Source organism: Litoreibacter arenae DSM 19593, from assembly GCF_000442275.2.
Classification (GTDB): domain Bacteria; phylum Pseudomonadota; class Alphaproteobacteria; order Rhodobacterales; family Rhodobacteraceae; genus Litoreibacter; species Litoreibacter arenae.
In genome coordinates, this window is record NZ_KE557314.1 from 839,815 (window position 1) to 852,890 (window position 13,076).

The 13,076-nt window shown below is 59.9% G+C and carries 14 protein-coding genes; 6 read left to right on the plus strand and 8 right to left on the minus strand.

From position 1 onward, the window contains the following. Positions 1-8 precede the first annotated feature (8 nt). On the plus strand, positions 9-749 hold the full coding sequence (ubiG, locus tag THALAR_RS16415; protein ID WP_040819106.1) for a bifunctional 2-polyprenyl-6-hydroxyphenol methylase/3-demethylubiquinol 3-O-methyltransferase UbiG: 741 nt from the start codon (positions 9-11) through the stop codon (positions 747-749). Here ubiG and THALAR_RS16420 read toward each other — a convergent pair. Genes THALAR_RS16420 through THALAR_RS16435 form a run of 4 tightly spaced genes read right to left on the minus strand, consistent with a single transcriptional unit; the run spans position 746 to position 3,025 of the window. Beyond that, positions 746-1,186: a MarR family winged helix-turn-helix transcriptional regulator gene (locus tag THALAR_RS16420; protein WP_040819109.1), complete on the minus strand. Its 441-nt coding sequence runs from the start codon at positions 1,184-1,186 to the stop codon at positions 746-748. The genes ubiG and THALAR_RS16420 overlap by 4 nt on opposite strands. Before the next feature lie 3 nt (positions 1,187-1,189). After that, the gene (locus tag THALAR_RS16425) at positions 1,190-2,017 is read right to left on the minus strand and encodes a carbon-nitrogen hydrolase family protein (protein ID WP_021102723.1); all 828 of its coding nucleotides are present in this window, start codon (positions 2,015-2,017) and stop codon (positions 1,190-1,192) included. Then, positions 2,014-2,268 (minus strand): glutaredoxin 3, encoded by a 255-nt coding sequence (grxC, locus tag THALAR_RS16430; protein WP_021102724.1) that lies wholly within the window; start codon positions 2,266-2,268, stop codon positions 2,014-2,016. The genes THALAR_RS16425 and grxC overlap by 4 nt, the downstream gene beginning before the upstream one ends. Before the next feature lie 37 nt (positions 2,269-2,305). Continuing rightward, positions 2,306-3,025 carry a ComF family protein gene (locus tag THALAR_RS16435; protein WP_021102725.1) on the minus strand — a complete coding sequence of 240 codons (720 nt, stop codon included), beginning with the start codon at positions 3,023-3,025 and terminating at the stop codon, positions 2,306-2,308. 43 nt (positions 3,026-3,068) lie between these two features. On the opposite strand from THALAR_RS16435, the gene THALAR_RS16440 reads away from it, so the two are divergent. Then, positions 3,069-3,926: a methyltransferase domain-containing protein gene (locus tag THALAR_RS16440; protein ID WP_021102726.1), complete on the plus strand. Its 858-nt coding sequence runs from the start codon at positions 3,069-3,071 to the stop codon at positions 3,924-3,926. A 2-nt stretch (positions 3,927-3,928) separates the two neighbouring features. Next, positions 3,929-4,972, plus strand: a complete 1,044-nt coding sequence (gene hemH / locus THALAR_RS16445) for a ferrochelatase (RefSeq protein WP_051153831.1) — start codon at positions 3,929-3,931, stop codon at positions 4,970-4,972. On the opposite strand, the gene THALAR_RS18640 is transcribed toward hemH, so the two are convergent. The 4 genes from THALAR_RS18640 to THALAR_RS16460 form a co-directional block, all read right to left on the minus strand. Next, the gene (locus tag THALAR_RS18640) at positions 4,969-5,106 is read right to left on the minus strand and encodes a hypothetical protein (RefSeq protein WP_021102728.1); all 138 of its coding nucleotides are present in this window, start codon (positions 5,104-5,106) and stop codon (positions 4,969-4,971) included. The genes hemH and THALAR_RS18640 overlap by 4 nt on opposite strands. A gap of 93 nt (positions 5,107-5,199) precedes the next feature. Beyond that, positions 5,200-5,598: an 8-oxo-dGTP diphosphatase MutT gene (gene mutT / locus THALAR_RS16450; RefSeq protein WP_040819112.1), complete on the minus strand. Its 399-nt coding sequence runs from the start codon at positions 5,596-5,598 to the stop codon at positions 5,200-5,202. Continuing rightward, complete coding sequence (gene argJ, locus THALAR_RS16455) at positions 5,595-6,830, minus strand: bifunctional glutamate N-acetyltransferase/amino-acid acetyltransferase ArgJ (RefSeq protein WP_021102730.1); 1,236 nt, start codon at positions 6,828-6,830, stop codon at positions 5,595-5,597. Before argJ ends, mutT begins: the two co-directional genes overlap by 4 nt. 22 nt (positions 6,831-6,852) lie before the next feature. Next, positions 6,853-7,692: a foldase protein PrsA gene (locus THALAR_RS16460; protein WP_021102731.1), complete on the minus strand. Its 840-nt coding sequence runs from the start codon at positions 7,690-7,692 to the stop codon at positions 6,853-6,855. Positions 7,693-7,872: 180 nt separating this feature from the next. On the opposite strand from THALAR_RS16460, the gene secA reads away from it, so the two are divergent. From secA to THALAR_RS16475, 3 genes are all read left to right on the plus strand, one after another. Then, positions 7,873-10,563 (plus strand): preprotein translocase subunit SecA, encoded by a 2,691-nt coding sequence (gene secA / locus THALAR_RS16465; protein ID WP_021102732.1) that lies wholly within the window; start codon positions 7,873-7,875, stop codon positions 10,561-10,563. An 85-nt stretch (positions 10,564-10,648) separates the two neighbouring features. After that, positions 10,649-11,512 (plus strand): hypothetical protein, encoded by an 864-nt coding sequence (locus tag THALAR_RS16470; protein WP_040819115.1) that lies wholly within the window; start codon positions 10,649-10,651, stop codon positions 11,510-11,512. A 13-nt stretch (positions 11,513-11,525) separates the two neighbouring features. Further along, a complete protein-coding gene (locus THALAR_RS16475) occupies positions 11,526-13,076 on the plus strand; it encodes a phosphate ABC transporter substrate-binding/OmpA family protein (protein WP_021102734.1) in 1,551 nt (516 codons plus the stop codon).

Genomic DNA, 13,076 nt, shown 5'->3' on the forward strand with positions numbered 1-13,076 from the left:
GTTTGCACATGAACACCACCACAGTCGACCCTGCTGAAATCGCCAAGTTCGAGGCCATGGCCGCCGAGTGGTGGGATCTGAACGGCAAGTTCAAGCCGCTGCATATGCTCAACCCGTGCCGTCTGGACTATATCACCAACCAGATCGCTGCGGAGTTTGATCGCAATCTGGACGCGGAAGCGCCGTTCAAAGGTCTGCGTATCTTGGATATCGGATGCGGCGGCGGGCTGTTGTCGGAACCCATGGCGCGGTTGGGTGCTGATGTCGTCGGCGCGGATGCGGCGGCGGGCAACATCCCCGTGGCGCAGGTTCACGCGAAGCAGTCGGGGCTGGAGATCGACTATCGCCACACCACCGCCGAGGCGCTGGCCGAAGCGGGTGAGCAGTTCGACGTTGTCCTGAATATGGAAGTGGTCGAGCATGTCGCCGACCCGCTGGCCTATCTGACCGCCTGCCAACAGCTTTTGAAACCCGGCGGGTTGATGGTGTGCTCCACCCTGAACCGGAACCCGAAAAGTTTCGTCATGGCAATTATCGGGGCCGAGCACATCATGCGCTGGCTACCCAAGGGCACGCATGAGTGGTCCAAGTTCATCACGCCGGACGAGCTTTTCGATCTCATCTCGAAAGCGGGCCTGAACCCCGTCGACCGCAAGGGCTTCGTGTTCAACCCGATAGCGTGGAGTTGGTCCCTGTCGGATCGTGATCTGTCGGTAAACTACGTTATCGCAAGCGTGAAGCCCGCCTAGTCTTCCGACAGCTGGCTCCGCAATGCGCGCAACACGGGGACCATATCACGGACCCGATCGCTGCCGACGCGGTCGATGATGCCTAGGATCATCGGGGCAATCGAATCCAGCGCTGCATCTCTGGCGCGTCGGCCCGAAGGACTGATGACCACCTGCTTGCGCCGCGCGTCGTCCCAGTCGGGGGAGACGTGAATATGTCCGGCCCATTCCAGCTTTGACAGCGTGTTGCTCAACGCCCCACGCGTCAGGGCGAAACTCTTGGCAAGTTGCGCTGGGGTGCGCGGCTCGCTCAACTGATACAGGTGGTTGAGCAGCGTGAAATGCGACAGCTCCATCCCCTTGGGCAGTGCCTTGCTCAGCTTGTTGCGGGCAAGCTGGTCGGCCATGAACAGCTCGCTAAACAGCGAAATGGCGAGGGAATTTCGAGCATCTGCCATAAATCAAAGCGTATAGGGACGGTCATGGGTCAGGGAAGGCACACGCTGTCGCGCCCTCGCAACGTCGCCCAAGTCGATATCGGTGCAAACCATACCGGGATCGGTCCCTGCGTCCAGAATTACTTCGCCCCACGGGCTGACAACGAGGGAATGACCATGTGTGGAACGTGATTTTCCCTTGGTCGCCTTATGCTCGCCAGTTTGCGCGGGTGCGATAACGAAACAGCCGGTCTCAATCGCGCGGGCGCGCAACAGGCTTTCCCAATGCGCGGGCCCTGTGACGGGTGAAAAGGCGGCGGGAACGGTGATGATCTGCGCACCGGCCTGCGCCAGATCACGGTAGAGCTTCGGAAACCGCATGTCGTAGCAGATCGTCAAACCGACCTTGGCAAATCCGGCATCTGCAACCACTGCACGGTCACCGGGACGGTAGCCCGCGCTTTCGCGGTAGCTTTCGCTTTCGGAAATCTGCACGTCGAACATGTGGATCTTATCGTACAAAGCCGCGATGTCGCCCTGTGGGTCAACCAAGAAACTACGGTTGGCAAAACGCCCGTCTGGATCGTCCGTTTTCAGACCAAGCGAGCCGATCAGCAGCCAGATGCTATGCTTGGCTGCCGCGTCCCGCAGCGCGGCTAAAGTCGGATCTTCGTCCTGATGGGACAGGACATTCATCTGTTGACTGCGGCTGGTGGAGACGCAGTTTGTCACCTCCGGCGTCAACACGAATTCCGCCCCGTCGGCCACCGCCTCGTCGACCAGCTTCAACGTTACAGGCAGGTTGGCGGCGGGATCGTCGCACGCGTTGAGTTGGAGGAGAGCAATTCTCATGCAAGCAAGTTGTCGAGCTTTCCGGCCCGTTCAAGTGCGCTGAGGTCATCATATCCGCCGACATGCTCCCCTTTTATGAAAATCTGGGGCACAGTCCTGCGCCCATTCGCGCGTTGGATCATCTCGGTCTTTTTGTCGGGGTTCCTCCCCACGTCGGTCTCGGCAAATGAAGCACCCTTCTGGGTCAGGAGCCGTTTGGCTGCATGGCAGTAACGACAAGTGGAAGTGGTGTAGATTTCGATTTGTGCCATCTGGTCGTGTCCTTGGTCATGCTGTGTTGGCGCTTATCTAGTCGTCTTTCGCCACCCGCGCTAGGACCAGAACGTCAACTTGCCGTGCGCCCGCCGAAATACAGGCCTCAGTGCAAGCAGCCAAAGTTGCGCCGGAGGTCATGACATCGTCGATCAGCAACACAGGCCGGTCCTGTAACAAGAGCGCCCGTTTTGGATGCGGAAGAATTGCGCCATCCAATGCGGCAAAACGGGTATCGCGGGATTTGCCGTCCAGAACCTCCGTCGCTTTCGGGCGATGCAGCGCGTCGGGCAGATATGTCAGCCCCAACCGCTGCGATACAATTTTGGCCATCAGCGCTGACTGGTTGTATCGCCGCTTGAGTTGCCTAAGCCAATGTAACGGGACCGGCACGACGAGCGCGTCTGACGCAACCGGCGGCGCGACACGGGCCATCCAATGCGCCGCCGGTCGCGCCAGATCGGTGCGGTCGCCATGCTTCAGCCGCAGCACCATTTGCCGACCTTTGCCGCGATACATCATCGCAGCGGCCCCCCGATGCCAAGGCCGCGCGATGGTCATGCAGTCATCGCATTGCACGTCCGCCAAGCGATCCTCGCCCGGCAACGGCACGCCGCAGGTGCGGCATGTCAGCCCGTGAATGAAATGCGTTTCCCGCCAGCATTCGCCACATAGTGACAGGTCGTCCTCCACCGCCGCGCCGCAGGTGAGACATTGTGACGGGTAGATCATCCGGAGCGCGGATTGCAATTTCATAACATTCCTCTAAGTAGCGGCGTCTGAGCCCAAGGAGTTTCAAGTGTCCCAACCGCGCCCTCTGACAGATCGCGCCGCCCTGTTGCGCAATCGCGCACGAGCCGAGCGACAGGGTGCCGTAACGTTCCTGCACGAGGAGGCGCTGTTCGAGGTTCAGGAAAGGCTGATCGACGTTAACAGGACGTTTACGTCGCCTGCGATTGTCACCGGTCATGCGGGTTTTTGGAGCGATGCCTTTCCGAACGCGAAAGTCGTGCCGGATGACGACACGCTTGCGCTGGAGGGCGGCGCGCATGATCTGGTGATCCACGCCATGTGCTTGCACTGGGCGAATGATCCCGTCGGCCAGCTTGTGCAAAGCCGCCGCGCGTTGAAGCCGGACGGGCTGTTGCTGGTCGCGGCGCTGGGTGGGCAAACCCTGTTCGAGCTGCGCGCCGCCCTGTCCGAAGCCGAAGTTTCGCTCACAGGGGGCCTTGCCCCCCGTGTGGCACCCATGGGCGAAATCCGCGATCTTGGTGGCCTGCTGCAACGCGCAGGCCTTGCCTTGCCGGTCGCAGACAGCGCGAAGCGCACGGTTTCCTATGGGTCGCCGCTGAACTTGCTTCGGGACCTACGCGCGATGGGCGAAGGTAACGCCTTGACGGACCGGCAAAAAACCACGCCGTCGCGTGATCTGTTCGCGCGAATGGAGCGTATTTATTCTGACCACCACGCTTCCGGCCCTGATCGGGTGTCCGCGACGTTCGAGATGATCTTCCTGACGGGCTGGGCGCCTTCCGAGACCCAGCAAAAGCCGCTGCAACCGGGATCGGCGAAAACGCGACTTGCGGATTTCCTGAACACGGCAGAGTTGGGGCCGGATGCAAAACCCGTTAAGGGGAACGAGGATAACGAGAGATGAATATGATGAACCCGACACCCCTGCCACATGCGGGCGCAGACCATCCCAAAGTAAAGTTCGGTAAAGTGGGCATTCTGCTTGCGAACCTCGGCACGCCGGACAACTACACCTATTGGCCGATGCGCCGCTACCTGAACGAATTTCTGTCGGACAAGCGGGTTGTGGATATCGCATCGTGGAAGTGGCAGCCCCTGTTGCAGCTCATCATCCTGAGCAAGCGGCCCTTCGCATCCGGCGCGGCCTACAAGAGCATCTGGAACCACGATAAGGGTGAAAGCCCATTGCTGACGATCACCAAGGAGCAGACCGCCGCCATCGCGGAGTTGGTAAAGGCCAAATATGGCGACAAGGTCGAGGTCGATTTCTGCATGCGCTACGGCAACCCGTCGACCAAGTCGAAGGTCAAGGAGCTGATCGCCAAGGGCTGCGACAAGATCGTGTTCTTCCCGCTTTACCCCCATTACGCGGGCGCGACCTCTGCTACCGCGAACGACCAGTTCTTCCGCGCTTTGATGGAAGAGAAATGGCAACCCTCGTCGCGCACGGTGCCTGCCTATTTCGAGCATCCCGCCTATATCGACGCGCTCGCCCAGTCGGTCGAGCGGGCCTATGAGGGGATCGAGCGCCCAGATATCCTGGTCTGCTCCTATCACGGGATGCCGATTCGTTATCTGATGGAGGGTGATCCCTATCACTGCCAATGCCAAAAAACGACCCGGCTGCTGAAAGAGCGTCTGGGGTGGGCCGACACGGATATAACGACGACGTTCCAGTCGGTGTTTGGTCGTGAGGAATGGCTAAAGCCCTACACCGTCGAAGAGGTCGCGCGATTGGCTGAGGCCGGAAAGAAAAAGATCGCCGTCATCGCACCGGCTTTCTCAGCCGACTGCATCGAAACGCTGGAAGAGATCAACGAAGAGATCAAGGAAAGCTTCGAGGAAGCGGGCGGCGAGCAGTTCACCTACATCCCATGCCTCAACGACGAACCAGCGCATGTGGATGCGCTGTCGCAGATCATTGACGACAATTTGAAGGGTTGGCTCTAGTTCGGGTCTGTGGCGACCGGGCGTCCGTCAAAGATCCGGTCGTCGACCTTGACGCGCACTAGGCCGTTTTCCAGCGCTTTCACGAAAATGCCCTGAATAGAGACGCAGCTACCGATCATCACGGTTTTCAGCATATCAACTTCCCCCAAAGTTCTTGAGCGAATAGTGCGCAGCTTTTCCCGATTTGCCAACAGAAATTTGTATTCAAGTTGACGCAAGGTCTAAGCCTAGAGCCAGTCGCGTAAAATCGGGATCAGCGGGATGTCCGCAGGCGGCATAGGGTAGTTTCGCAGCGCGTTGGGCCGCGCCCATGCCAGCTTTTGGCCCTCTTGCGGCTGCGGAATGCCCTGCCACTTGCGGCAGGCGAACAGCGGCATGAGCAGGTGGAAATCCTCATAGCTGTGGCTGGCGAAAGTCAGGGGGGCAAGGCAACTTTGCCATGTGTCGATCCCCAGCTCCTCCTTCAACTCGCGGATAAGCGCGTGCTCCGGCGTCTCGCCCGGCTCGACCTTGCCGCCGGGAAACTCCCAAAGGCCGGCCATCGACTTGCCCTCGGGCCGTTGCGCCAGAAGTACGCGGCCGTCAGCGTCAATCAGCGCGACGGCCGACACTAGGACCGTTTTCACGAACGATAATCCGCGTTGATGTCGATGTAGCCGTGGGTCAAGTCGCAGGTCCAGACGGTGCTTTCCCCTTTTCCCACGCCCAGATCGACGCGGATCAACAGGTCCTCACCCTTCATGTGCGCGGCGGCATCGGCCTCTACATAGGTCGGTGAGACCCAGCCGTTTTCAGCGACCAGCACGTCGCCAAACCAGATGGAAAGTGTGTCGCGGTCGGCCTGCGCGCCGGATTTGCCGACAGCCATAACCACGCGGCCCCAGTTGGCGTCTTCACCGGCAATCGCCGTTTTGACCAAGGGGGAGTTGGCGATCGACATGCCAACCTTGCGAGCGTCGGCGTTGTCGGCTGCGCCTGACACGCGGACTTCAACGAACTTGGTCGCGCCCTCGCCGTCGCGCACCACTTGATGCGCGAGGTCCTTCATCACGACGCCCAAGGTCCGCTCGAACGTCTCGTTCTCTTCAACATTCGCACCGGACGTGCCGGTTGCCGCGACCAACACGCTGTCGGAGGTCGACGTGTCGCTATCCACGGTTATTGCGTTGAACGTGCCTTCGTTCTGGCGGGACACCATGTCTTGCAGGCCCGCCTGACTGATCTTGGCGTCGGTGAATATATACACCAGCATCGTCGCCATGTCCGGTGCGATCATGCCGGAGCCTTTGGCGATGCCAGCCACCGTGACCTCTATGCCGCCGATCTCACAGGTCGCACTTGATCCCTTTGGAAACGTGTCCGTCGTCATAATCGCACGGGCCGCGTCTTCGATGCGATCAGGCTCTAATCCAGCGGAAAGCTGGTCCAACGCGTCGGTGATCTTGCCGTGTGGCAAAGGCTCCCCGATCACGCCGGTAGAGCAGGTGTAGATATGCGATGCAGGTATATTCAGCGTGTCGGCGGCGGCTTTGGTGATCGCTTCCACCGCTTCGAACCCGACCCGTCCGGTAAAGGCGTTCGAATTGCCGGAGTTCACCAGAAACGCGAACCCCTTGGCGTCATCCTCGACACGGCCCAGCTTCGCCTGACAGTCCAGCACGGGCGCGGAGCGGGTGGAGGACCGGGTGAAAACACCCGCCACCGCACTGCCCGCGTCCACTTGCGCCAACATCACATCTGTTCGGCCAGCATATTTGACCCCCGCGGCAACGGTCGAAAACCGGACACCGTCGATAACGGGCAGCTTGGGAAAGCCTCCCTTCGGTGCAAGAGGGGAGACTTTGGTGATCTTGGCCATGATGCGAAACCTTATGTGCCGGTTACTTCGACAACAGGCCTACATCGCGGATAGTGGCGGGATCAACCTCGACGTCTGTTTTGACGACTTCGGCGCCGTCCGTCAGGCGGTTGATTTCGTCTTCGATCTTTTGCGCGCGCAGTTCGCGTTCGATCTCGTCGCGTACGGCGTCCAGTTCAGGCGCTTCCTTGATGCGGCTTTCCACGCGCTTGACCACGTGCCAGCCGAATTGGGTCTGGACAGGCTCCGAAACGCCGCCATCTTCCAAAGCCAGCACTGCGTTCTCGAATTCGGGAACCATCGCGCCAGCGCCGAACCAACCCAGATCACCGCCCCGCGGGCCGGTCGGGCCAGTGGATTTCTCCTTCGCCAGCTCGGCGAAATCAGCGCCGCCTTCCAGCTCGGTTATCAGCGCTTTCGCCTCGTCTTCGGTCTCCACCAAGATGTGGGCCGCGTTATACTCCATCTCTGGATCACCTTCGGCGTAGCGCTTCTTGTAGACCGCCTCAACCTCGGAAGGGTCCAGATCGGCGGTGCCGACCTTTGCTAGAAGCTCCCCCGCCATGAAGGCCCGCATCTCGTTCTCGCGGCTCAATTCGACAGCCTTGGAGACGTCTTTTTCCATTTCCTGGCTTAGCGCGGTTTGCTGGATCAACTGCTCCAGAATGCCGTCCATCAGGACTTTGTCGTCAAGTTGCTGGTACTGTTCAGGCAGGCGCTCTTGCAGTGCGATCATGTGGCCGAGCGTAATGTCGGTGCCGTTCACGGTTGCCATGACAGTCGATGCATCTTGCGCGAGCGCAGGCATCGCGACGGTTACGGCCAAGCCGGTCGCACGAAGAAGTGTTGAAAATTTGCCCATATTATCTGTCCTCTCAGGGGCCGCACGGGGGCGCGGCGTTGACACTCTCAAGGCCGCCCCTTACATCGCCAAGAGGTTTGGGGCGCGCTTTGTCTTGGCAGTCGAGATATGGTGCGACGGCCTTCGGGGCAAGGTGAACCTACACACGAATTTGTCAGCCATCACACAAGGCGCGGAATTATGCTCGGTTTGGGAACCATTACGAAAAAGGTGTTCGGAACGCCGAACGACCGCAAAGTAAAGACCGTCCGCCCGCTGGTCGCCAAGATCAACGCGCTGGAGCCCGAGTTCGAGGCGCTGAGCGACGACGAAATCAAGCAACGCACCGAACAGCTCGCCATGCGGGCGCAGTCTGGCGAAAAGCTGGACGCGCTGCTCCCCGAAGCCTTCGCCAACGTCCGAGAAGCGGCCCGCCGTGCGCTGGGTCTGCGTGCGTTCGACACACAGTTGATGGGCGGCATCTTCCTGCACCAAGGCAACATCGCGGAGATGAAAACCGGCGAGGGCAAGACCCTCGTGGCGACCTTCCCCGCCTATCTGAACGCGCTGTCCGGCAAAGGCGTGCATATCGTGACGGTGAACGACTACCTCGCCAAGCGTGACGCGGAATGGATGGGCAAGGTCTATAGCGCGCTGGGTCTGACTACGGGTGTTATCTACCCGCAGCAGCCCGACGGTGAGAAGAAAGACGCCTACGCGGCAGACATCACCTACGCGACCAACAACGAGTTGGGCTTCGACTATCTACGCGACAACATGCGCTCCAACCTGTCCGAAATGGCGCAGCGTGGCCATAACTACGCGATTGTCGATGAAGTTGACTCGATCCTTATCGACGAGGCGCGGACGCCGCTCATTATTTCCGGCCCGTCCGACGACCGCTCCAACCTGTATCTGACCATAGACAAGCTGATCCCCGAGCTGACCGAAGAGCACTACAAGCTCGACGAGAAAACCCGCGTGGTCACCATCACCGATGAAGGCAACGATTTCATCGAGCAGCGCTTGCGCGAAATGGAATTGCTGCCCGAAGAACAATCGCTTTACGATCCTGAAAGCACCTCCCTTGTGCACCACGTCACAGAGGCGTTGAAGGCCCATAAGGCTTTCCACAAGGACAAGGACTACATGGTCCGCGACAACGAGGTCATGCTGGTCGATGAATTCACCGGCCGCATGATGAAGGGTCGCCGTCTGTCCGGCGGTTTGCACCAAGCCATTGAGGCCAAGGAAGGCTGCCCGATCCAGCCGGAAAACATCACGCTCGCCTCCGTGACGTTCCAGAACTACTTCCGTCTTTATGACAAGCTGGCCGGTATGACCGGCACCGCCGCGACCGAGGCGGAGGAATTCGCTGAAATCTACGGTCTTGGCGTGGTGGAAATGCCCACCAACAAGCCCATCGCCCGTATTGACGAGCATGACGCGATCTACCGCACGGCCAAGGAAAAATACGAAGCTATCGTTGAGGAAATCAAGAAGGCTCACGAGACGGGCCAGCCCGTTCTGGTCGGCACCACCTCTATCGAGAAATCCGAGTTCCTGTCGCAGCTTTTGCAGCAGGCAGGTGTGCCTCATAACGTCCTGAACGCCCGTCAGCACGAAAAAGAGGCCGAGATTGTCGGCAACGCAGGGACCTTGGGCGCAGTAACGATTGCGACGAACATGGCCGGTCGCGGGACTGACATCAAGCTGGGCGGCAATATCGACATGAAGATCATGGCCGCGCTGGAAGCCAGCCCCGACGGCGATCCGGAAGAAATCCGCGCCCGTATCGAGGCCGAGCACGTCAAAGCAGAAGAAGAGGTGAAAGCCGCTGGTGGTTTGTACGTTCTGGCCACTGAACGCCACGAAAGCCGCCGCATCGACAACCAGCTGCGTGGCCGCTCCGGCCGCCAAGGTGACCCGGGCCGCTCCAGCTTCTTCCTGTCGCTGGAAGACGACCTGATGCGTATTTTCGGGTCGGAGCGTCTGGACAAGATGTTGTCCACGCTGGGCATGAAAGAGGGTGAAGCCATTGCCCACCCCTGGGTGAACAAGTCGCTGGAAAAGGCGCAGGCGAAGGTTGAAGGCCGCAACTTCGACATCCGCAAGCAGCTGCTGAAATATGATGACGTTATGAACGACCAGCGGAAGGCTATTTTCGGCCAGCGCATGGAGATCATGGAAGCCGACGAGGTCGGCGAGATCGCACAGGACATGCGCCATCAGGTGATCGACGATCTGGTCGACCAGCACATTCCCGCCAAAAGCTATGCCGACCAGTGGGATACGCAGGGGCTTTACGTGGCCGTCATGGAAACCCTTGGCATCGACGTTCCTGTCATCGCGTGGGCCGAGGAGGAAGGCGTCGACGATGGCGACATCCGCGAACGGCTCTACGAGGCGTCGGACAAGTTCATGGCCAAGAAAGCTGCGGATTTCGGTCCCGAGCAGATGCGCAACATCGAAAAGCAGCTTTTGCTGCAAACCATCGACGGCAAGTGGCGCGACCACCTGCTGAAGCTGGAGCACCTGCGCTCCGTCGTTGGCTTCCGCGGCTATGCGCAGCGTGATCCGCTGAACGAATACAAGACCGAGAGCTTCCAGCTGTTCGAAAGCATGCTCGACAGCCTGCGGCAGGATGTGACCGAGAAGCTGTCGAAGGTGCGCCCGCTGAGCGAGGAAGAGCAAAAGCAACTTTTGCAGCAGTTCATGGCGCAACAAAACGGCGGTCAGCCTGTAGAGGAGCTTGAGGCGGAGCATGAAGATGTCGCAGCGCCGGGGTTCGATGAGAACGACCAAGCCACTTGGGGCAATCCGGGGCGCAATTCGCCCTGTCCTTGTGGGTCGGGCAAAAAGTTCAAACACTGCCACGGCCAGTTGGCTTAGCACGTAAAAGGCCGCTATTCCGCCACAGCGATTTTTCTGCTACGGTTCTGTCATTGCAACGAGAATACTCGGCAAAGGCAGGTAAATGAGCAGTATATTGAGAAGCGCGGTCGTGGCCGTGTTTTGTGGCGTCGCATCCCCAGCACTGACGGACGGGCTTCCGGCGGCGATCACGCCGCTATTTCCCAAGGCCGCGCTGCCCTCGCCTGAAGTTCCCGACACGGACATTTTGACGCTGACGCGGTTCAACGCCGCACCAGTTTCTTCGCGAGAGGTACCGGACGATATAGCCGAGGTCGTGGCGCGGCAGGCCAACATCTCGAATTTCGGGACGGCTTGCGGGCCTTCCCTGTCGGTTTCCGCCACCAGCGGCGCGATGCTTTCAGTCCGGCTGTCCGCACCATGCCTGCCCTACGATACCGTTCGGCTGGAACATGCGGGGCTGGCCTTTACCCTGCCGATGCCCATGACGGGCGAGCTGTCGTTTCTGTTGCCCGCGCTCAGCGAAACGGGATCGCTGTCCGCAACGCTATCAGACAACTCCACATTGACGGCATCGACCCCAGTGCCGGACGCGCGCGAGTTTGCACGCGTCGCGCTGCAATGGAACGGCGAGGATCATGGCGAGTTGATCGCAGAAGCCCCCAGACAGCTTGACGGTCAAATGTTCCGTATTGGCCAGTCCCTCGACGAAAGTGGCGCGGTTCTTCAGGTATTCTCGCGTCGGATCGACGATCTGGCGGCGTCCGGCGTCGTCCGTCTGTCGATGCGCACGCGCGTCACGACGGCCAATTGCGACACCGGCCAAACCGCCCGTGTGCGCCGTGTCGTGCCGCATGAGCCGGTTTCGACCTACGATCTAAAGCTCATGGGGCAAGGGTGTGAGGCGGTAGGGCAAAGTCTTGAGTTGAAAAATGTCCTCCAAGACCTGAAACTTGCTGGAAATTAAGGCGGGCAATCACGTGCACATCCTATGGCGCAGTTTCTGGGCGGCAGTTTTGCTTTGCGCGTCCGCAGCATCGGCTTTTGCCGATGACGTCCGGCTGACGTCTCGTGACGGCACACTTCAGATAGACGGCACCCTGCTCACCTATGACGGTGAGTTTTACCGCGTCGAGACTATCTACGGACCGCTGACGCTTGACGGCGAAGGCGTCACTTGCGACGGGCCGGGCTGCCCAGACCTGAATGCGTTCGTCGCAGATATACGCATGTCCGGCACAGATCGCATGGCAGAGGTTCTTGTCCCCGCGCTTATTCAGGCCTTCGCCGCCCGGAACGGCTATTCCATTACGCGGGAGGTCACCGACGACCGCCACTCCACGTTCGCGTTGAGCGATACTGAACGCCTGCGCGCCCGTTTCTCCTTAACGTCAAGCACCACCGCAGAAGCCTACGCTGATCTCATCGCCGAAGTGGCCGACATCGCCCTCGTCCTGCGCGAACCGCGTGAAACAGAGGTTGCCATGGCGCGTGCCGCTGCGTCGGGTGATCTGTTGAAAGGCCGTCGCGCCCGTGTCGTGGCGCTTGACGGTGTCGTAGCAATCACCGCGCCTGGACAGCCGTTGCGAAGTATCTCGCTAGAGCAGATGGCGGCCGCCATGTCGGGGGATGCTGCACGCTGGTCCGATATCGGTGGCGCTGATATTCCGATCATCAGACACTTGCCAGCGCCGCATTCCGGTTTGCTAGAGACATTCGAAGACCGGGTCTTAACGCCGAACAAGTTATCTGTTCAGGAAGGCGCGACGTATCATACATCGCTGAAAGATCTTGCCGACCGCGTGGCGGGCGACACATTTGCCATTGGTCTGACCACGCTCAGCGAGACCGGAAACGCCATTCCCTTGCGCGTTGCCGGCAACTGCGGTTTCGAGACCAATGCCACGCTGGCCGCATTGCGCACAGAGGACTATCCCCTGACGCTCCCACTGATGCTTTATACACCGGCGCGCCGCTTGCCGCTAATTGGGCGGGAGTTTCTGAACTTCACCCAAGACCCTGCCGCTGATCTTGTGATCCGACGTGCGGGATTCGTGGATCAGGCGATTACCACGACGCGGTTCGACGATCAGGGCGACCGCTTGGCGCACGCGATCTCGCAGGCTGGGCCGGAGGTGTCGCTCGAAGATCTGCAAAACATGGTAGGCGCCTTGCGCGACCGCGACCGGCTATCCACGACCTTTCGCTTCACCGGCGGCACGCGGTTGGACGTGCAATCGCAGGAGAACATCATTCGGCTGGCCCGCGCGCTTGAGACCGGATCTTTCAACGAACGCGACCTCTTGCTGGTCGGTTTCAGCGACGGGGAAGGCCCCGCGGCGCCAAATCTGATCCTGTCCCGGAAACGTGCGCGAACGGTGCTGCGCTTGCTGAAAGAGGCGGCCCCTGACGCAGATTTCAAGCGCATCAAGTTGCATACGGATGCTTTTGGAGAGGCGTTGCCGATGGCTTGCGACGATACGGAATGGGGGCGCGCAATCAATCGGCGCGTAGAGGTTTGGCTTAAATAG

Bases quoted from the DNA above. Each gene is read 5' to 3' on its own strand.
- ubiG (WP_040819106.1), top strand. From the start codon at position 9: ATGAACACCACCACAGTCGACCCTGCTGAAATCGCCAAGTTCGAGGCC.
- THALAR_RS16420 (WP_040819109.1), bottom strand. From the start codon at position 1,186: ATGGCAGATGCTCGAAATTCCCTCGCCATTTCGCTGTTTAGCGAGCTG.
- THALAR_RS16425 (WP_021102723.1), bottom strand. From the start codon at position 2,017: ATGAGAATTGCTCTCCTCCAACTCAACGCGTGCGACGATCCCGCCGCC.
- grxC (WP_021102724.1), bottom strand. From the start codon at position 2,268: ATGGCACAAATCGAAATCTACACCACTTCCACTTGTCGTTACTGCCAT.
- THALAR_RS16435 (WP_021102725.1), bottom strand. From the start codon at position 3,025: ATGAAATTGCAATCCGCGCTCCGGATGATCTACCCGTCACAATGTCTC.
- hemH (WP_051153831.1), top strand. From the start codon at position 3,929: ATGATGAACCCGACACCCCTGCCACATGCGGGCGCAGACCATCCCAAA.
- THALAR_RS18640 (WP_021102728.1), bottom strand. From the start codon at position 5,106: ATGCTGAAAACCGTGATGATCGGTAGCTGCGTCTCTATTCAGGGCATT.
- argJ (WP_021102730.1), bottom strand. From the start codon at position 6,830: ATGGCCAAGATCACCAAAGTCTCCCCTCTTGCACCGAAGGGAGGCTTT.
- THALAR_RS16460 (WP_021102731.1), bottom strand. From the start codon at position 7,692: ATGGGCAAATTTTCAACACTTCTTCGTGCGACCGGCTTGGCCGTAACC.
- secA (WP_021102732.1), top strand. From the start codon at position 7,873: ATGCTCGGTTTGGGAACCATTACGAAAAAGGTGTTCGGAACGCCGAAC.
- THALAR_RS16470 (WP_040819115.1), top strand. From the start codon at position 10,649: ATGAGCAGTATATTGAGAAGCGCGGTCGTGGCCGTGTTTTGTGGCGTC.